Annotated in this window: 10 protein-coding genes; 6 read left to right on the forward strand and 4 right to left on the reverse strand. The window is 74.9% G+C overall.

Annotated features, from left to right (window positions below):
- Positions 1–13 precede the first annotated feature (13 nt).
- The 4 genes from ACGH52_RS33045 (at position 14) to ACGH52_RS33060 (ending at position 12074) form a co-directional block, all read left to right on the forward strand.
- A complete protein-coding gene (locus ACGH52_RS33045; RefSeq protein ID WP_399944718.1) occupies positions 14–892 on the forward strand; it encodes a DUF4132 domain-containing protein in 879 nt (292 codons plus the stop codon).
- A 40-nt stretch (positions 893–932) separates the two neighbouring features.
- A complete protein-coding gene (locus ACGH52_RS33050) occupies positions 933–5969 on the forward strand; it encodes a DNA-binding protein (protein ID WP_399944721.1) in 5037 nt (1678 codons plus the stop codon).
- An 80-nt stretch (positions 5970–6049) separates the two neighbouring features.
- The gene (locus ACGH52_RS33055; RefSeq protein ID WP_399944724.1) at positions 6050–9553 is read left to right on the forward strand and encodes a DUF5682 family protein; all 3504 of its coding nucleotides are present in this window, start codon (positions 6050–6052) and stop codon (positions 9551–9553) included.
- A gap of 751 nt (positions 9554–10304) precedes the next feature.
- Positions 10305–12074 carry a hypothetical protein gene (locus ACGH52_RS33060; protein ID WP_399944727.1) on the forward strand — a complete coding sequence of 590 codons (1770 nt, stop codon included), beginning with the start codon at positions 10305–10307 and terminating at the stop codon, positions 12072–12074.
- A gap of 59 nt (positions 12075–12133) precedes the next feature.
- Here the strand turns inward: ACGH52_RS33060 and ACGH52_RS33065 are convergent, their stop codons facing one another.
- Entirely contained in the window at positions 12134–13435 is a 1302-nt protein-coding gene (locus ACGH52_RS33065; RefSeq protein ID WP_399944730.1) for an MFS transporter, read from the reverse strand.
- 173 nt (positions 13436–13608) lie between these two features.
- Between ACGH52_RS33065 and ACGH52_RS33070 the strand changes: the two genes are divergently transcribed.
- Complete coding sequence (locus tag ACGH52_RS33070; protein ID WP_399944733.1) at positions 13609–15672, forward strand: phosphocholine-specific phospholipase C; 2064 nt, start codon at positions 13609–13611, stop codon at positions 15670–15672.
- A 20-nt stretch (positions 15673–15692) separates the two neighbouring features.
- Here ACGH52_RS33070 and ACGH52_RS33075 read toward each other — a convergent pair whose 3' ends face one another.
- Together ACGH52_RS33075 and ACGH52_RS33080 are read right to left on the reverse strand one after the other, a co-directional pair.
- On the reverse strand, positions 15693–16643 hold the full coding sequence (locus ACGH52_RS33075; RefSeq protein WP_399944737.1) for a hypothetical protein: 951 nt from the start codon (positions 16641–16643) through the stop codon (positions 15693–15695).
- Positions 16640–17455 (reverse strand): phosphatase PAP2 family protein, encoded by an 816-nt coding sequence (locus tag ACGH52_RS33080; RefSeq protein ID WP_121703244.1) that lies wholly within the window; start codon positions 17453–17455, stop codon positions 16640–16642. The genes ACGH52_RS33075 and ACGH52_RS33080 overlap by 4 nt, the downstream gene beginning before the upstream one ends.
- A gap of 204 nt (positions 17456–17659) precedes the next feature.
- Here ACGH52_RS33080 and ACGH52_RS33085 point away from each other — a divergent pair, with 204 nt between their 5' ends.
- Positions 17660–18274 carry a TetR/AcrR family transcriptional regulator gene (locus ACGH52_RS33085; protein ID WP_121703245.1) on the forward strand — a complete coding sequence of 205 codons (615 nt, stop codon included), beginning with the start codon at positions 17660–17662 and terminating at the stop codon, positions 18272–18274.
- A gap of 168 nt (positions 18275–18442) precedes the next feature.
- Here the strand turns inward: ACGH52_RS33085 and ACGH52_RS33090 are convergent, their stop codons facing one another.
- On the reverse strand, positions 18443–19474 hold the full coding sequence (locus tag ACGH52_RS33090) for a DUF2510 domain-containing protein (RefSeq protein WP_210974765.1): 1032 nt from the start codon (positions 19472–19474) through the stop codon (positions 18443–18445).
- Positions 19475–19480: the final 6 nt, after the last annotated feature.

Genomic DNA, 19480 nt, shown 5'->3' on the forward strand with positions numbered 1-19480 from the left:
AGGCGAAGACCTGATGGGTTGGCTGGCAGCGGGCGACACGTACGAAGTCGCTCTGGTGGAGGGCCGGGTGGTGGCGCGGTCCGCGTCGTCGACAGCGGCGGCGGAGGGACAGCGGGAGAGAACGCTGCCCGCGGAGATACGGGACCGCCCCGAGGTGGTCGAACTCCAGCGCTTCGCCGAGTGGCTGGACCGGCACGCCGCCGAGTGCGTGGCGCAGGTCGACCACTGGATGGTGTCCTCGCTCCCGGTGCCGACCGGGCTGCTCGCACGGGTGTGGCCCGACGAGGCCTGGCAGGCGGCGCTGCGTGACATCGTCGTGGTCGGCGAGGGCCCCGACGAGGTCGGCTTCCTGCGCGACGCGGACGAGTCGGACGGGCTGCGGGTGGTGAACCTGGACGGCGAGACCGTCCGCCTGACCCCCCGTACGGTGACCATGCCCCACCCGGTGCTCCTGCCCGATCTGGAGGAACTGCGCACCTTCGCGGCCGAGTTGGGAGTCGTCCAGGGGGTGGAGCAGATCCACCGGGCCACCTGGCCGGTCCCCGGGGAGACCGACGCGGCGGACACCGACGTGGTCACCGAGTTCGCGGGCGCCGAGTACCGCTCGTGGTTCCACCTGTCCGCCCGGGCCACGTCCCTCGGCTACCAGGTCTCCGGGAGCCGCATCATCGACCGCGTCCGGGACGCCGGCCGCGTCTTCACCGCCTCCGTCGGCATGAGCGACCCGTACACCGAGGAGAAGGCCTGGACCGGCGGCCTGTCCTGGAGCCACGGGGACGGGTACCGGAGCCTTCCGCTGCACGAGGTCGGCCCCGTCGCCTGGTCCGAGGGCATGCGCATGGCGGCGGCCCTGCACGCCGGCCGCACCGCGCCCGCGGACGACGCCCAGTGAACGCCACAGCGGTACGCACATCCACGAAAGGCACGCGAGCATGAGCGACGGCACGACACGGGACGGGACGGCGGCGGAAGTGGAGGAGCTGCTGCGCGCCGGTGCGGTACTGCCGCCGGGCACCACCGGGGGAGGCGACCGGGCGGTGCCCGTGTTCACCCGCGCCTACCGGCATCCGGGCCTGGACGACCGGATCGTCGTACGCCTGACGCCCGCCGACCCGTCCGGCACGGAGCCCGCCGCAGGAGACCCGGCGGGCGGGGGCGGCGGCGGATTCCTCGGCCTGCTGCCCGTGGGCGAGCCGGTCGAGGTCGGCGTCGGACAGCACCGGGCCATGGGCTTCCCCGAGTGGGTGCTGGTCCGCCACCCCTCCGACGGCCATCTCGCGATGTCCCTGGTCGAGGAGATGAACAAGGTCGCGCGCACGGTGCGCTCCCGGGCGAAGCGGGCCCGCGCCACCTACGAGTCGATCGGCGAGCGCCTCGCGGGCTCCGTGCCCCACTTCCTGCCCACCTTCTACGAGGAGGCCGGCCGGGTGTTCCTGGCCGCCGGCGAGCAGGCGTACGCCTCTCAGATGTTCGTCAACGCGCGCAAGGCCGAGACGGCCCACGCCCTGCCGTTCGACGAGGCCCGCATGGACGCGGTGTTCCTGGAGTTCGCCCTCGCCGACGCCATGCCGACCAAAGTGCTCTCCAGTTACGCCAAGGGGCTGGCGTCCCGGGTGCCGGACGCCACCGCCTTCCGGCACCTGCGCGGACTCTTCGTCCGGCTCGCCGCGCACGGCGTGGCCCCGTCGAGCCCCGGCGCGGGTGATCTGCGCAGGCTGGCGAAGGCCGTCGCGGGCAAGAACGCGCTCGCCGAGGAGATGGCCTACCTGCGCGAGGTGCTGCCGCTGCCCGGCACCCTCAAGGCACCGCCCGGCTGGTGGAAGGCCCACCGGGCCGCCCTGCTGGAACTGACCCGGCGCGAACCCGCCGTCCGCGGCACCCTCCTCGGTCTGCTCCCCTCGGAGTGGGAGCACGAGGAGCTGGGGCAGTGGCTCGACCTGCTGGAGAAGACCGGCGCCACCGAGGGACTGTGCGACGCCACGCTGCCCGCCGAGGCCCGGTCCCCCGACGGCACCGCCGGCTGGACCCGCAGGTTCCTCGCCCTGTGCCGCACCGACGAGCGGCACATCGCACCGCCCGGGCTGTATCCGCTCGTGGACCGCATGGCCGATGCCCTCCGCGCCGAACTGAACGACGAGAACGGTACGTTGCGGCCCCCCGTCGGCGACGTCAACCTCCTCGACCAGCTCCTCGCCCTGGGCGTCCCGGTCGGGGACCCCGAGGACCGCCCGTGGCTCAACCTCCAGGACTGGGCGGCCCTCGACGAACGGCGCGACCTCGTCGCCCTGGCGGCCGACACCCGCTTCCGGGAGGTCTTCCGGAGCGGCTGCCCCACCTACGAGCGCAAGGGCATCGACAAGCGCACCGTGACCAGGCTGGCCGAGTCGCCGGGCGGCCGCCCGATGCTCGCCGAGTGGGTGGCCGGGGTCAGCCGCGGGTACCTCACCAGCGGACTGGGCGACTTCGCCCTCAACAGCGGCCCGTTCGAGACGCTGGGATGGCTGCCGGGCGAGATCCTGGCGACCGCCGAGCAGGAGGTTCGGGACGCCCTGGGCACCGGCATGGCGCCCGTGCTCGCCCGCGCCCTGCGGAGCGGGCTGCTCGACGAACTGGGCTGGCCCGCCTGGGACGAGGCGATCGGCTCGGCCACGTCCCCGGAGCGGGCCCGCGAGACCCGCGTGGCCGAGGCCTGGCCGCACCTCGTCGTCCTCGACGGCACACACGTCCGGGTCCTCGGCCCGCAGGGCACCGTCCTCAGCCACGAACTGCGCATCCCGGACGAGGAGGGCCCGGGCCACCCCGACGTCCGGTACGTGGACGGCGGACTGCTCGTCTCCTGGTACGCGTCCGGCCCGTCCACCTCGTACGGCTACTGGTACCACCCCGACACGGGCATCTCGCCGCCGACGGAACTCGCCGGCGACGTGCGCTCCTCCTACGCCTGCCACGTGGACGGGAAGGGCGGGACGAACGGCATGCCGCCCGTGACTCTCCCGCTCCCCGGGGGCGGCAGGACCAGCGGCCGCGGAGTGCTGCGGCCGGGGGACACGCACGTCCCGTGGCGGCGACAGGTGATCAGCGACGGCACGTCGTACTGGATCTGGGTCGAGGACTGGTCCGCCGAGCGGAACAGCACCTGGCACGCCTACGACCCGGCCGACGACACGGTGGGGGAGCGCGGAGGGCCCGACTGGTTCGCCGAAGGGCTGCGTGCCGCGCCCGAGGGCAGCACCCTCGGCACCGCCTGGCTGCTGCCCGCCCCGTCCGCCGAGCCGGGCCCGATGTGCGCCCCGGTGGACGGGGTGATCGGCTGGCGGGTGATCGTCCGGCCCGACGGCTCGAAGCAAGGAGAGGACCTGGCCGGCCACTCGGTCGTCGTGCCGTGGCGCGTGGGCGGGAACCCGGAGAACGCGCTGGTCTTCCCCGGCACCGACCGGGCCGTCACCGTGATGCGATGGTCGAGCCGGCTCCAACTGCGAGACTCCGCCAACGCGGTGCTCGCCCAGTTCGAGGGTGATCAGACAGCCGGCCCCTTCTCCGCGGGTACCCCCCTGCTGCCGCCCCTGCGCTACTGGCACCTGCTCCGGCCCCGCGACCCGCAGGGCTCCGCGGCGCTCCGCCGGGTCGGCGACGACGTCGCGGCGGCGCTGCTGGCGGCGGCCGTGGCCGAGGCCGCCGGGGACGAGGCGGCGGACCGGGACGCGGTACTCGCACCCGTCCGCACCCTGTTCCCGGAGGTCGGCCACGAAGCGCTGCTCCGGGGCATCACCGGCGTGGCGCGCTACGCCGCCGAGCAGCAGCGCGTCCTGGACGGGCTGCTCGCCCGGCTGGACTCGGCGGTCCAGGGCCAGACCCCGGAGGAACCGCGGCCCGCGCTCGGCGACCGCCTGCTCGCCTCGGCGCTGAACGGCGCCGGCCTGACCGAACGCGACGCGCGCGGATACTACGACTTCCAGCACAGCCTCTTCGAGTTGCCGCGACTCCTCGCCCGGTCGATGAAGGGCCTGGCCGAACCGGCACCCGCGGGCATCTTCCACCTGTCGCTCGCCAAGCAGGAGCCGTTGGAAAACCTCAACGGGCTGGCCCTGCCGGAACTGCCCGCCGTACTGGCGCTCCGGGCGGCCTCGCAAGCCACCGTGCAGGAGCACCGGCAGGCCCTGGACACCTTCCTCGGCGAACTGGACGCGCACGGGCTGACGGAGCTGGACCCCGGCCACTGGCGCCGGGTGCACCTGGCCTTCGACCCCGACACCTTCGACGGGCCGGGCGAGACGTACGGGTACCGGAGGGGGACCGTGCTCAACCTGGAGGGCGGCGCGTTCCTCGTCTTCCCCGACGACTGGTACCAGTTCGTCCGCGAGTACGGACCCCACGAGGTCAAGGGCAGGCACTACGGCGCGGCCTACCACGACCCGTCCGGCCGCTTCGAGACACCGGCCCCCTACACGCCCGTGTCCCAGGAGCCGTTCGTGCCGGAGCCGACGCGGGCACCCGGCTGGGTCGCCGCCTTCCGCGCCGAACTGGCCGCACGCGGTCCCGCGCCCTGGCGCCCCGAGGCCGCGGAGGAGTTCGCCCGGCTCACCGGCGTCACCCCGACCACGGCCCGACTGGTGCTCGCCGGCGTGCCGCAGACCGACGACAAGCGCGCGAGCCTGCCCGCCGCGACCCTGAAGGTCATCGGAGTGAAGTCGGCCGACGCCCGCGTCGCCAAGGACGAGCTGAGGTCCCTCGACAGCGGCGCCCTGCGCGCCGTCGTGGCGGCACTGCTGCCCACCGACCCGGCCCGGCTCTGGACGCACGGCCCCGACACGGCGCACGCGGCCGAGGTCTGGAACGAGCGGCTGGGCAGACGCACCCCGCTGCCCGAAGACGTGCTGCACGACGCCGTCCGCACCGTCGAACCCGTCGGCTGGGCACCCGCCGACGCCCTGCGGGGCTTCGTGGACCTGGCCACCGAGCCCCGGTTGACGAAGGACCTGACCTGGAGCTTCGGCCGCTACTACCTGGAGACCGCCGAGAAGACACCCCGCTTCGACAGTTCGGTCCTCAAGGGATCGGTGGCCCTGGCCGCCTGGCTCGCCCACCGGCTCCCGTCCGGCGACCCGATCCGGGCCACCCTGCCCGGCGTGCTGACCGCACTGCGCGAGCGACTGGCCCACCCCGGCCTGCTGCTCGCCGTGGACCGGCGCGGGATTGACTGGGAGGCGTTCCGGCGGGCCGCCGGAGACCCGGCCGAGACCGGCGACGACTTCGAACGCCACGGCGCGGTCGTCCTGGGCACCGGGCGGACGGAACCGCTCCCCGCCATCCGGCCGGCGCTGCTGGACGCGGCCGGACACGACCCCCACCTGGCGGCGCTGTACACCGGTGAGCGGCCGAACGCCCAGGAGACCGCGCTGCGCCTGGTCCACGACCGGCCGTTCGCCGAACTGCTGGCCGACCCCGGCAACCCCCTGGCCGGCGAGCGCGACGCCGACGGGCTGTGGTGGCCCCAGGACCCCTCCCGCTCCGTGCCCGACCTGGTCGGCGAGGCGGCCAAGCGGTACGGCGTCGGCGAGGACGCGGCCGTCCTGTACCTGATGCTGCTCGCCATGCCGGACCCCACCGACCGCAACACCGCACGCTGGACCGGCTGGGCAGGGCAGCGCGGCGGCACCGCCCGGTTGCGTGCCGCCAGGGCCGAACTCGCCGCCACCGACCTCGTGGTCGAGGGCAGCCGTCCCAAGGCCGGACGCTCCCTGTTCCTGCCCGGCGGCTGGACCCAGCCCGGCAATCCGCACCTGCCGCTGGAGCGGTGGAAGCTGCCGCTGTACGACCTGCTGGAGGGGGAGACGCCCGTCCTGGGAGTCGTCGTCCCCACCCGGCCCGTCGCCGCGGTGTACCGGGAGGCCTGGCAGCGCGTCCAGGACGGGGACGGGCCGCGCCTGGAGGAACTGGAGGTGCCGCGACCGCGCAAGCGTCGCCGCTGACGACTGCCGGGGCAGGGGACGACCGCCGGGCGGCCGTCCCCTCCCTCCGCCCTCTCCCGACCGCCCCTGCACCTGGACCCATGACCGCACGAAAAGAGACCGTCGCCGAGGCGGTGGTACCGGCCGCCCGCGCGCAGGCCTACCTGATCGGCGTACGCCATCACAGTCCCGCACTGGCCGTCGCCGTCCCCGGGCTGCTGGACGCCGCGGACCCCGAGGTCGTCTGTGTGGAACTGCCGGCCGACTTCCAGCCGTGGTTGCCCCACCTCGCCGATCCGCGCACCGTGGCACCGGTGGCCCTGAGCGGCGCGTACGACGACGGGCGGCTGCACTTCCATCCCCTCGCCGACTTCTCGCCGGAACTGGCGGCGATCCGCTGGGCGCGGGACCGGGGCGCGGAGGTGATCTGCTGCGACCTGCCGCTGGCCGCGCCGCAGTGGTCGTCTCTGCTGCCGGGCGGCGCCGCGGGGACGGCCGGTGTCGACGTCGACGAGCTGTGGGACCGCACCGTGGAGGCCCTGGCGCCCGGCAGCGCCCCCGAGGCCGTGCGGCGCGCCGCCCTCGGCTTCGGGCGTGCGCTGCGCAGGGAGGCCGCGGCCCGCGGCGGCCTCGCGCCCGGTGACCTCGCCCGCGAGGCACACATGCGCCGGGTCCTCGCCGAGGCGGGGCAGCGCCGGGTCGCGGCGGTGGTCGGTGCCTTCCACGTGCCCGGGCTGGCCGGAGCGGACGCCCCCGGGCAGGCGGAGGAGGCCGGGTCCGACGCCGCGCCGGGGCCGGGCTCCCCGGTCGTCACGTCCCTCGTGCCGTACGCCTTCGCTCTGTTGGACCCCCGCTCCGGCTACCCGGCCGGCATCCGCGATCCGCGCTGGCGGCAGGCGGTGCTCGACGCGGGCGGCGACCCCGGCCGCATCCGGGACGCCGCCGCCCGGTTCCTCACCGAACTGTGCCGGGAGATCCGCGCGTCCGGCGACACGGCGGGCACCGGCGAGGCCGTCGAGGCCCTGCGGCTGGCCTGCGACCTCGGCACCCTGCGCGGCCTGCCCGCCCCCGGCCGGGGGGAACTGCTGGAGGCGGTGACGTCCGTACTCGGCCGGGGCACGTCCCCCGACCGGGAACTGGGCGTCGTCCTCGTCGGCACGGGCCGCGGCCGGCTCGCGCCCGGCACCCCCCGGTCCGGCCTCGGGCCCTGGGTGGAGGCCGAACTGGCCGCCCTGCGACTGCCGGGACCGGCCCACCCGGACGGCCGGGACGTGCGGCTCACGCCGCTCCGCTCCGCCCTCGACGCCCGGCGCGAGATCCTCCTCCAGCGCCTGCGGGAATGCGGGGTCGGCTACGCGGAGCCCGTCGAGGTGAGCGCGGCCGGGGAGGGCAGCGCGCTCACCATCCGCTGGCGGGCCGCATGGACCCCCTCGGTCGCCGCCCGCCTCGACCTCGTCGGCGTCCGGGGGGTCACCGCTGCCCAGGCGGCCGACGGCACTCTCCGGGAGAACCACCGCAGGGCCGCCGAGGCCGGGCGGGTCACCCCGGCCCGGGTCGTCGCGCTGCTGGGTGCCGCCGCCCGGTGCGCGCTCGCGGGCCTGCTCCAGGACGTCCTCGCGGAGGCCGAGCGCCTTCTGCCGGGCGCTGCCCGCCTTCCCGAACTGCTCGACGCCCTGGACCTGTTGGAGTCCCTGCGCCGGAGGCACCTGCCCGGCACCACCGAACCCGTCCGGACCAGGGCGGCCCGGCTCGCGGGCCTCCTGCTCGAAGCCGCCGTCCGCGTTCTGCCGGGACTGGCGGGCAGCGACGAGCCCCAAGACGCCGTCGCGGTCGTCGCCCTCGCCGTCCGCAGCGCCGAGGACCGGCTCGGTCTGCGGCTCGACGGCGAGCTGTACGCGCTCTCCCGCACCGGTTCACCGCTCCTCCAGGGCGCCGCCCAGGCCGCCCGGGTCCTGCTGGACCTCGACGGCTCTGACCTGCTGGGCGCCAGGCTCGCCGGATGGGTGGACACCGCGACGGGACCGGAGGGCCGGCACCGGCTGGAACGCCGGCTCACCGGGGTGCTCCTCGCGGCCGGACCGCTGATCGAGACCGCGTCCACCGCACTCGGCCCGCTGTTCGAGCGCGTGGAGACCATGAGCGACCGCGGTTTCCTCGACCGGCTGTACGCCCTGCGCGGCGGCTTCCGGGCGCTCACGCCGGAGGGGCGGACCCGTGTGCTCGCCGCCGTCTCCGACCGGCTGGGCGACCGGCCCGACCTCCGCCTTCCCGCACCGGCCGAGCTGGTCGGGCGGTGGACCGCGGCCGACGGCGAGGGATACGCCCTGCTGCGGGACCTGGGCCTGGCGGACCTGGTGCCCACCTCGGCACCGGCACCCGCCGAGGCGGCTCCGGCCTCCGCGCCGCCGACTCGGCGTCCCGCCGCCGGGGCCGGGCACGGAGCCGGAGCCCGACGGATCGGTCCCGCCGACCGCTGGCGGCTGCTGCTGGCCCGCGACACCGCGCAACTCCCCGCCACCCTGCGGCGGTACGCGCACGCCCTCGACGAACTGTTCGAGCGGGACGGGGAGGAAGCGGGCGGGGAGAGCGGGGAGACAGGGCCGGGCGGGGAAGGCCGGGACGGCGTCGGCGCCGACGACGGGACCGGCGGCCGGTCGCGGGGCTACCCCAGCGTCCGGCACTGGGCCGAGGACCTCCGGGCGCTCTTCGGCGCGGACATCCGGGAGGAGGTCCTCGCCCGTGCCGTCGCCGACGGACGCACGGACGCCGTCGAACTCCTCGACGCCGCCACCGCACGCCCCTCCGTGGAACTGCTCTCCACCGTGCTGTCGCTGGCGCGGGGGATGCCCGAGCAGCGGCTGGCCCGGCTGCGGCCGCTCGTGAAGCGGCTGGTCGAGGAACTCGCCCGGGAACTCGCCGTCCGACTGCGCCCCACGCTGACCGGCCTGACCACCCCGCTCCCCACCCGACGCCCCGGCGGCCCGCTCGACCTGCCCCGCACGCTGCGGGCCAACCTCGCCCACACCCGCAGGCGGGAGGACGGACGGGTCGAGGTCATCCCCGAACGGCCGGTGTTCAAGAGCCGTACCGCGCGGCGGAACGACTGGCGGCTGATCCTCGTCGTCGACGTCTCCGCCTCCATGGAGAACTCGCTGGTGTGGTCGGCGCTCACCGCGGCCGTGCTGGGCGGGGCGCCCACGCTCTCCACCCACTTCCTCACCTTCAGCACCCAGGTCGCCGACCTCACCGGCCTGGTCACCGATCCGCTCTCACTGCTGCTGGAGGTGAAGGTCGGCGGCGGCACCCACATCGCGGCCGGTCTCGCCCACGCCCGCTCCCTGGTGACGGTGCCCGACCGGACCCTGGTGGTGGTCGTCAGCGACTTCGAGGAGGGCGCCGCGGTCGAGGGGCTGCTGGCCGAGGCCGGTTCCCTCGTGTCCTCCGGCGTCCGGCTACTGGGCTGCGCCGCCCTCGACGGCGAGGGAACGCCCCGCTACTCGGTGCCCGTCGCCCGCCGACTCGCCACCACCGGAATGCCGGTGGCCGCCCTCAGCCCACTCTCGCTCGCCCGCTGGGTCGGCGAGCAGGTTTGGGGGGCCTCCTGATGACCTGTTCCGGTCCGGGCTCTGGTGTCTTGCTGTCGCCGGTCGTTGCGGAGGCGTGGGCCGCCGGGGTCGGGAGTCCGACCGTCCGGTGGCGCCACAGGGCGGCTGCGGCCGTCGATGCGGTGGCCGCCCTCAGCCCACTCTCGCTGGCCCGCTGGGTCGGCGAGCAGGTTCGGGGGGCCTCCTGATGACCTGTTCCGGTCCGGGCTCTGGTGTCTTGCTGTCGCCGGTCGTTGCGGAGGTGTGGGCCGCCGGGGTCGGGAGTCCGACCGTCCGGTGGCGCCACAGGGCGGCTGCGGCCGTCGATGCGGTGGCCGCCCTCAGGCCACTCTCGCTGGCCCGCTGGGTCGGCGAGCAGGTTCGGGGGGCCTCCTGATGACCTGTTCCGGTCCGGGCTCTGGTGTCTTGCTGTCGCCGGTCGTTGCGGAGGTGTGGGCCGCCGGGGTCGGGAGTCCGACCGTCCGGTGGCGCCACAGGGCGGCTGCGGCCGTCGATGCGGTGGCCGCCCTCAGGCCACTCTCGCTGGCCCGCTGGGTCGGCGAGCAGGTTCGGGGGGCCTCCTGATGACCTGTTCCGGTCCGGGCTCTGGTGTCTTGCTGTCGCCGGTCGTTGCGGAGGTGTGGGCCGCCGGGGTCGGGAGTCCGACCGTCCGGTGGCGCCACAGGGCGGCTGCGGCCGTCGATGCGGTGGCCGCCCTCAGGCCACTCTCGCTGGCCCGCTGGGTCGGCGAGCAGATCCTAGGGGGCTCCCGGTGACACGTTCCGTCCCGGACGCAGGTGTCTCGCTGCCGCCGGTTGCTCCGGAGGTGTCGGCCGCCGCGGTGGAGAGCCTGACCACCCGGCTGCGCCGCCGACTCGACCCGGCCGTCGAGTCGGTGGCCGCCCTGCCCGTCGACATCGCCGAGGACGGCACGTACGGCATCCGCTGCGGCGAGGACGCGTGGGTGACCCTGAAACCCGGTCCGTCCGGCACGATCACCTCCCCCGACCAGGCCCACTGCACCTGCCTGCTGTCCCCGCGCTGCCTCCACCGCGCCGCGGTCCTGGGCGCCGGCCCGGTCGCGGACGCGACCCCGTCCCTCGCGGAGGGGCAGTCGACCGAGCCTGCCGCGCCGACCGCACCGGGACGTCCCTCCGCCGAACAGGTCCGTGCCGCCGGCGTGCTCTGGACGGCGGCCGCGGCAGTCCTGGCCGCCGGAGCCGCCGCCGCGGGGGCGGTCCCGCAGGCCGAGCTGCTCCGGGCCGCGCACACGGCCCGTCTGGCCGGACTGCACCGCGCCGAGAGCGCGGCCCTCGGCGTCGTACGCCGGGTACGGGACGCGCGCGGCCCGCAGGGGGCCCACCGGGCCCACCGACCGGACGAGTTGGTCGCCGCCCTGTGTGAACTCCTCCTCGTCACCCACCGCCTGAGGGCGGCCGACCCCGACCCCCGCCTGATCGGCGGCGTCCCCCACAACCACCGCCCCGACGGACCCCTGCGCCTCTACGGCGTCTGCCGTGAACCGGTCGTCGGGCCCGGCGGCACGGGCGGCGTCGTCACCCATCTCGTCGACGGCACCGGACGCTGGTACACACTCCGCGACGCCGGACCGGGAGGCCCCGCGCGGGCCCGCCGCGCCGGGACCGCCCACGTCGCCGTCCGGTCCTTCCTGAGCGACCACGAACGGCTGTCCCGCGGCGGTCTGGTCGTCACCGGGGCGGTGGTCGCGCCGGACGGCCGCCTGCTCGCGGAGCCCGGTGTCCGGGCCACCTTCGCCGCCGGACGACCCTGGGCCGACGTCGTACCCGCGGCCGCCGTCCCCGACGGCACGGGGCACGCCCCGCCGCTGACCCGGTGCGACGTGGAGATCGTCGCCGCCGACGGCGAGGAGGTGCTGGTCCGGGTGGTCACGGCGGGCGTTCCCGGTACCGGGCCGACCGTACGGCTGGCACCGGCGCACCGGCACCCCGCCCTCGCGCACACCGCCAACCTCCGGCGACTGGGGGCATGTCCAGGGCTGCGGATACGGGTGCTCGGCCGCGTCGACCCCGACCGGGCCACGACCCTGCGCCCGCTGGCCGTCGGGCCGGTGCCCGGCGCGGGTTCGGCGACCCTGCGCCTGCCCGGGGAGTGGCGGGATCGCGTCGACCTCGGCTACGACCTGCTGGGCGACGAGCACTTCCCCCTGGAAGCTCCCTGCCCGCCGCCGCTCACCGCTGCCGAGGACCGCCCGGTCGACTCGCCGCTGCGGCGGGTGCGCGACCTGGTCGAACTGGCGGCCACGGGAGGGCGCCGGGCCGCCGCGGAACCCGCGCGCGACAGCGACCGCGACGGCCACGCCGCCGCCCTGCGCCGCGCCGGGTTCGCCACCGGCGCGGACCTGTTCGCCGCGCTCGGCGAGGTGGCCGCCCGGCGTCCCCGCGACGCCTTCGGACGCCCGGCCGGGGACGACCGCGACCACTACGCGGCCCAGTGGCTGGCCACCGCCGTCTACCTCGCCGGCACGGAAGCGGCCCTGGGACGCGGCCTCTGGCACGGCTGAGCCGGAGACGGGAGGGGAGGGCCCGGCGTCGAGCGCTCCAGTGCCTCAGCGCCCGTGCCTCAGCGCTCCAGCGCCTTGTGCGCCGTCTCCGGCAGCCGCAGGTACACCAGCGAGGACACCAGACACAGCACGGCGACGTACCAGGGAAAGAGCCCGGAATGGCCCAGATCCTTGAAGAGCGTGCCCACGTACGGTGCCGTGCCGCCGAACAGCGCCACCGTGAGCGAGTACGGGAAGCCGATCCCGGCCGCCCGCACCCGGGGCGGGAAGATCTCGGCGTTGACGGCGGCGCTGATGGAGGTGAAGCCGGTCAGCAGGACCATCCCGGCGCACTGCACGAGCAGCAGCACGGCGAAGGAGTCGCGCAGGGAGTGCAGCAGCGGCACGCTCAGCAGCGCGAACCCCACACCGAAGAAGAGCAGCAGGGGACGCCGCCCGAACCGGTCGGAGAGCATGCCGCCGAGCGGCTGGAGCAGCCCGAAGAAGGCCAGCGAGATCGTCCCCGCGAGCAGCGCGTCCGACTTGGCGACGCCCGCGTTCAGTTCGGCGTACGTCGGCAGGTACGACGTCCAGGTGTAGTAGGCGATGGTGCCGCCCGCCGTGATGCCGCAGATCAGCAGGGACTCGCGCGGATGGCGGCGCAGGGCCTCGAAGAGCGCGGGACGCGGCGCCCGTTGCTGCTCGGTGCTGCGGGTCTCCTGCGCGCCCTGCCGGATCCAGAAGCCGACCAGGCTGAGGACGGCACCGAACACGAAGGGGAGCCGCCACCCCCAGCCGTTCATCCGGTCCTCGCTCAACGTGTCCACCAGCAGCGTCGCGATCCCGGACGCCAGCAGCTGACCCGCCGTGGTCGACACGTACTGGAAGCTGGAGAACAGGCCGCGCCGACCCGGCCCCGCGGACTCCACCAGGAAGGTCGTCGAGGCCGCGAACTCACCACCCACCGACAGTCCCTGGAGCAGCCGCGCGACCACGAGGACCACCGGGGCCAGCACACCGGCCGCCGTGTACGTCGGGGTCAGCCCGACCAGCAGACTGCTGCCGCCCATCAGCAAAATGGTGACGGTCAGCGCGGCGCGCCGCCCGCGCCGGTCCGCGATCGCGCCCATCAGCAGCCCGCCGACGGGCCGCATGAAGAAGCCCACCGCGAACACGGCGAACGTCGACAGCAGCGGCACCAGCGAGTTGTCCGCGCTCTCGGGAAAGACCTGGTCCGCGATGTAGGTGGCCAGGAAGGTGTACGCGTACCAGTCGTACCACTCCACGGCGTTGCCCACCGAGGCGGCGAGGAGCTGGCGTACGGGTCGTCGGGTCGGGAGTGCCGGTGCCTCCCTGTCCATGGCTGTCATGATCGCGACCATCCCCGGACGGCGGGCCCGGCACACCTCGCGTACCGGTGACTTTCACACCAGCGCCACCGGACCCTTCCCTGACGTTTGCTGCTCCTGGAACACTCCTTTCGCGCGCATTCCGTCATCACCCGGCACCGTCCGGCCGGTTGAACCACCCCCCAAGGCGAGAGGTCCCTCACCCCATGGCCGAAGTGAACCGGCGCAGATTCCTCCAACTCGCGGGCGCCACCACGGCGTTCAGCGCCCTGTCCGCGAGCATCGACCGCGCCGCCGCGCTCCCGGCGAACCACCGTTCGGGGTCGATCGACGACGTCGAGCACATCGTCGTCCTGATGCAGGAGAACCGTTCTTTCGACCACTACTTCGGCAGGCTGCGCGGTGTCCGCGGCTTCGGTGACCCGCACCCGGTGAGGCTGGACGACGGCAGGTCGGTGTGGCACCAGCGCAAGGGCGACGGCACGGAGGTGCTGCCGTTCCACCCGGAGGCCGACGACCTCGGCATGCAGTTCCTAGAAGGGCTCCCGCACGGCTGGTCCGACGGACAGGACGCCTACCACAACGCCAAGTACGACCGCTGGCTGCCCGCCAAGGGCACCACCACCATGGCGTACCTGACCCGCGAGGACATCCCCTTCCACTACGCGCTCGCCGACACCTTCACCGTCTGCGACGCCTACCACTGCTCCTTCATCGGCTCCACCGACCCCAACCGCTACTACCTGTGGTCCGGGCACACCGGCAACGACGGGAAGGGCGGCGGCCCGGTCCTCGGCAACGACGAACTGGGCTACGACTGGACGACGTACCCCGAGCGGCTGGAGGCGGCCGGGGTCTCCTGGAAGATCTACCAGGACATCGGCGACGGCCTCGACGCGGCCGGGCACTGGGGCTGGATCGACGACCCCTACCGCGGCAACTACGGCGACAACTCCCTGCTCTACTTCAACAAGTACCGGGGCGCCAAGCCCGGCGACCCGCTGTACGACAAGGCGCGCACCGGCACCGACGCCAAGAGCGGCGAGGGCTACTTCGACCGGCTGCGCGCCGACGTCAAGGCGGGCAAGCTGCCGAAGGTCTCCTGGATAGCCGCCCCGGAGGCGTTCTCCGAGCACTCCAACTGGCCCTCGAACTACGGCGCCTGGTACATCTCCCAGGTCCTGGACGCGCTCACCTCCAACCCGAAGGTGTGGGCGAAGACCGCCCTGTTCATCACGTACGACGAGAACGACGGCTTCTTCGACCACGTGGTGCCGCCGCTGCCGCCGAAGTCCGCCGCGCAGGGCCGGTCCACCGTCGACACCTCCCTGGACGTCTTCAAGGGCAGCGCCACCCACCGCGAGGGCTTCTACGGGCTGGGACCGCGCGTGCCCATGCTGGTCGTCTCGCCGTGGAGCAAGGGCGGCTTCGTCTGCTCCGAAACCTTCGACCACACCTCGGTGATCCGCTTCATGGAGCGCCGCTTCGGCGTCCGCGAGCCGAACATCTCACCCTGGCGGCGTGCCGTCTGCGGCGACCTGACCTCCGCCTTCGACTTCTCCCGCACGGACAGCCGCCCGGCCCGCCTGCCGGACACCGACGCCTACGAGCCGCCGGACCGCGAACGCCACCCCGACTACCGTCCGACGCCGCCCGCGGACCCCGGCATGCCCCGGCAGGAACGCGGGACGCGCCCCTCCCGCCCGCTGCGCTACGCGCCGTACGTGGACGGTGCCGTGGACCCGGCGGCCGGGAAGTTCACCCTGGCCTTCGCCTCCGGCGCCCGGGCCGGCGCCGCCTTCCTCGTCACCTCCGGCAACCGCACCGACGGCCCCTGGACGTACACCACCGAGGCAGGCAAGACCCTCGCGGACAACTGGAACTCGGCGTACTCCGCCGGTTCCTACGACCTGACCGTGCACGGCCCGGCCGGGTTCCTGCGGGTCTTCCGGGGCGCCAACGAGGTCGCCGGGCCCGCCGGGCCCGAGGTCACCGCGCGGCACGACGGCGACGACCTCCGGCTGACCGTCACCCACACCGGGACCGGCACGACCCGCCTCCGGATCGCCAACGCCTACGACGGCCGTACCCGGACCCTCACCGTGCGCCCCGGCACCACCGTGCGCCACACCGTCGACCTCGCGCGCAGCCGCCGCTGGTACGACGTGACGGTCACCTCCGAGGCCGACCCGGCCTTCCTGCGGCGCTTCGCCGGACACGTGGAGAACGGCCGGCCGGGGACCAGCGACCCGGCGATCATCACGGACTGAGGCCCGGTCCGCGCCCCGGACTAGAGCCGCGTGAGGTGCCCCGGCCCCGGCTGCTGGGGCACCGGTCCGGGCGGTGGCGGCCCGGGCGGACCGGCGGCCACCGCACCCGCGGCCATCGCACCCGCGGCCACCGGATTCGCGGGCTCCGGCCGCCCCGGGGCCGCCCGGCTCAGGTGGAGCACCCCCCAGGCGGCCAGTGCCGCACCGGTCAGCGCGAGGAGCACGCCGCCCGCGCCGCCCCTGAGCCGCTCGCCGAGCAGGGAGAGCCCGATCACCGCGGCGGCCACCGGATTGGCCAGGGTCACCACCGCCAGCGGGGCGCCGAGACCGCCCCGGTACGCCGTCTGGGACAGCAGCAGTCCGCCCGTCGCGAAGGCGGCCACCAGCACGGCCACGCCGATCACCTGGACACTCAGCAGCGGACCCGACCGGTCGGTGACGGCGACCGTGACGGTCTGGGTGAGCGCCGAGGCGACGCCGGACGCGATGCCGGACGCCGTCGCGTGCCGCAGCCCCGGCCGGGCGCCGGGCCACGACAGCGCGCCGATCAGCGCCGCCGTCGCGCCGGACACGGCCAGCGCCTCCGGCACGCTCAGCACGTCGTCCGGAGCGGGCCCCGACGCGGTGAGCAGCAGCGCGCCGAGCCCGAGCAGCGTCAGCCCGGTGCCCCGCCACTCGACCGCGCTCACCCTGCGCCCCGCCAGCCGCGCCCCCAGGGGTACCGCCGCGACCAGGGTGAGCGCGCCGAGCGGCTGGACCACGGTGAGGGGGCCGTACTTGAGCGCCACCACGTGCAGCAGTGCCGCCGAGGCGTTCAGCGCGACCGCCCACCACCAGGCGCCGGACGCCAGCATCCGCAGCGCACCGGCGCCGGAGGCGCGCGAGGCCAGCCGCTCCTGGGCGACGGCCGCGGCCGCGTAGGCGCAGGCCGAGACGAGCGACAGCAGTACGGCGACGAGGGCGGCGTTCACCGGCCCGCCCCGACCAGCTCGGGCCGCTCGGCCGACGTCCGGCGCCGGACCTCGATCCGCCGGTGGGGCAGGGCGCACCGGGTCCGCTGCCGCGGCCCGGGCAGCCGCAGCACCGCCAGCGCGAGGCCGAGCAGCGCCGTGGCGGCGATCACGTCGAGCCAGTAGTGGTTCGCGGTGCCCACGATGACCAGCAGCGTCACCAGCGGGTGCAGCAGCCACAGCCAGCGCCACCGGGTCCGCGTCGCGACGATCAGACCGATCGCCAGCATCAGGGCCCAGCCGAAGTGCAGCGAGGGCATCGCCGCGAACTGGTTCGACAACGCGTCGGTGCGCGGCGGCCCGTACACCGAGGGACCGAAGAGCCGGGCCGTGTCGATCAGGCCGGTGGCCCCCAGCATGCGCGGCGGGGCGAGCGGAAAGAGGAGGTGCAGCACCAGCGCGGCACCGGTCACGGCGGCCAGTGTCCGGCGGGCCCAGACGTAGTGCGCGGGCCGGCGCAGGTAGAGCCAGACCAGGAAGGCGAGGGTGGCCGGGAAGTGGACGGCGGCGTAGTACGTGTTCGCGACGTGCACCAGCGTGTCGCCGTGCAGGAGCAGGGACTGGACCGCGCCCTCGTCGGGCAGCCGGAGCGCGCGCTCCCAGTCCCACACGTGGTGGGCGTTGCGGAACGCCTCGGCGGTGTGTCCCGTGGCCAGCTGTCGGCCGAACTTGTAGACGAGGAAGAGCCCGGCCACGAGCAGCAGCTCACGGACGAGCGGTGGGCGCGCGGACGCGTCCGGCCCCGGTTGTGCAGGCTCGCTGCGGGCGTTCATCCCCCGGCCCCTTCGCTGACGGTGGTGCGTGTGGCTCGTCGGGTACGGGGGCGTGTGACGGTTCTCATCGATACGACCTCGTTCCGATACGCCAGTGTACCGATACGGTGGCGTACCGGTACACTGGCGTATCGGTAGACATACGACACACTGGGCGCGGGACCGGACGAGAGTTCCGTGCGCGAGCGAGAGGGAGCGGAGCCGATGACGCCGCAGGACGCGGAGCGACCGGAAACGGTCGCCACCTCGCGCCGCTCCAAGCTCACGCCGGAGCGTGAGCAGGAGTTCTTCGACGCCGTGCTCGACCAGCTCCGCTCCTGCGGCTACGACGCCGTCACCATGGAGGGCATCGCCGCCAGCACCCGGTGCAGCAAGTCCACGCTCTACCGGCAGTGGAAGACCAAGCCCCAGTTCGTGGCCGCCGCACTGCGCTCCAGCCGCCGGATGCGCTTCACCGACATCGACACCGGGTCGCTCGCCGAGGACCTGCGCCAGGCGGCCGCGGCCGCGGGCGAGGGGGCGGGCAAGGACACCGGACTGCTCCAGGCGCTCGGCCACGCCGTCATGGAGGACCCGGAACTCAAGTGCGCGCTGCGCGAGGCGCTCGTCGAGCCGGAGATCGCCGCGCTGCGGGCGATCCTCGCGCGCGGCGTGGCACGGGGAGAGGTGCCGGCCGGGCACCCGGCGCTGGAGTACGTGCCCGCACAGCTCTTCGGCATGCTGCGGATGCGGCCCGTCCTGGAGGGCGAGCAGGCGGACGCCGCGTACCTCGTGCGGTTCGTGGAGGCCGTCGTGCTGCCGGCCCTCGGCCTGCCCTGAGACTCAGGCCGCCGTCCACGGGATGACTGGACGGTGGCCTGCCCGCGCCGCACCGTGGGGACGGGGGCGGCGCGCACCCCCGGCCGGGTGGGGCTCCCTTTGAGCGGAAGGGCGCCCCACCCGGCCGACAGCTTTCCGGCGGCGCCCCGGGAGGCACCGCCGGGCCGGTCAGACGTCCTGGCCGTCGCCCCCGCCACCGCCGGAGGTGTCCACCTCGATGCCCTTGGCGATCTCGTCGAGCACCGTCTGCTCCTGGTCGGTGTCGACACCGAAGCGGACGACGACGATGCGCTCGGGATCGGCGGGCGAGGGGAAGGCCAGCGACTCGACATAGCCGTCCGAGCCCTTGGCGGTGACCGCCTTCCAGCGGACCAGGTAGCCCTTCTGCCCGGCGACCGTGACCGCCTTGGAGAGCAGTTCGTCGTGCGAGGTGATCTCGCCGTAGGACTTGCCGCCGTAGGACTCCTCGGCGTTCGCCTCGATGTCGGCCTTCGCGACCTCCTCGGCGGTGCCGCCCTTGGTGCCGAGCACCATCGCCGGAGCCGAGTAGACGCCGCCCTTGGTGCAGGTCTTGGAGGTGTCGCCGGGGCACTTGTAACTGTCGTCCGACGTCACCGACGCGCCGACCTGCAACTCCTGCCCCGACCAGCCGTCGGGGATGGGCAGGCTGATGCCGCTGACCGCGTCCGTCACCGAGCCGCTGTCGATGGTGGGCGGCTCCGACTGCTCCGGGGAGTCGGGTGCGGGCGACCGGCCGTCCTCGCCGCCGCCGTTCCCGCCGCCCGAGTCGCCGAAGGGGTCCTTCCGGTCGCCCCGGTCCTGCTGCGCGGTGCCCGCGTCGTCGCCGCCCGAACCGCCGTCGGTCAGCGCGTACACGCCGCCGCCGATGCCGGCCAGCACCGCCACGGCCGCCGCGACGGCTATCCCGGTACGCAGCCGGCGCCGACGCGCGGACGGCGGCTGGGCGGGGACACCCGGATAACCCGGGTGCACGGGATACGGCCCGGCCGCGGTGTCCTGCACCGAGGGCGCGAACGCCGGTTGCGCCGGCGGCTGCGCGGGCGGGGCCCCCGCGGCCTCCGCTCCCGCGGGGCGCACCTGGTCGGTCCACGCCGTGCCGTCCCACCAGCGCTCGGTGGCGGGACCGTCATTCTTCTGTCCGGGGTCCGGGTACCACCCGGGAGGAGTCGCCTGCGTCATGGGCCC

Origin of the sequence: Streptomyces sp. BBFR25 (assembly GCF_044590125.1) — a bacterium.
GTDB classification, from domain to species: Bacteria; Actinomycetota; Actinomycetes; order Streptomycetales; family Streptomycetaceae; genus Streptomyces; species Streptomyces canus_D.

Excerpts from the sequence above, each read along its gene's own strand:
- ACGH52_RS33045 (WP_399944718.1), top strand. The coding sequence starts at position 14 with ATGGGTTGGCTGGCAGCGGGCGACACGTACGAAGTCGCTCTGGTGGAG.
- ACGH52_RS33050 (WP_399944721.1), top strand. The coding sequence starts at position 933 with ATGAGCGACGGCACGACACGGGACGGGACGGCGGCGGAAGTGGAGGAG.
- ACGH52_RS33055 (WP_399944724.1), top strand. The coding sequence starts at position 6,050 with ATGACCGCACGAAAAGAGACCGTCGCCGAGGCGGTGGTACCGGCCGCC.
- ACGH52_RS33065 (WP_399944730.1), bottom strand. The coding sequence starts at position 13,435 with ATGGTCGCGATCATGACAGCCATGGACAGGGAGGCACCGGCACTCCCG.
- ACGH52_RS33070 (WP_399944733.1), top strand. The coding sequence starts at position 13,609 with ATGGCCGAAGTGAACCGGCGCAGATTCCTCCAACTCGCGGGCGCCACC.
- ACGH52_RS33080 (WP_121703244.1), bottom strand. The coding sequence starts at position 17,455 with ATGAACGCCCGCAGCGAGCCTGCACAACCGGGGCCGGACGCGTCCGCG.
- ACGH52_RS33085 (WP_121703245.1), top strand. The coding sequence starts at position 17,660 with ATGACGCCGCAGGACGCGGAGCGACCGGAAACGGTCGCCACCTCGCGC.
- ACGH52_RS33090 (WP_210974765.1), bottom strand. The coding sequence starts at position 19,474 with ATGACGCAGGCGACTCCTCCCGGGTGGTACCCGGACCCCGGACAGAAG.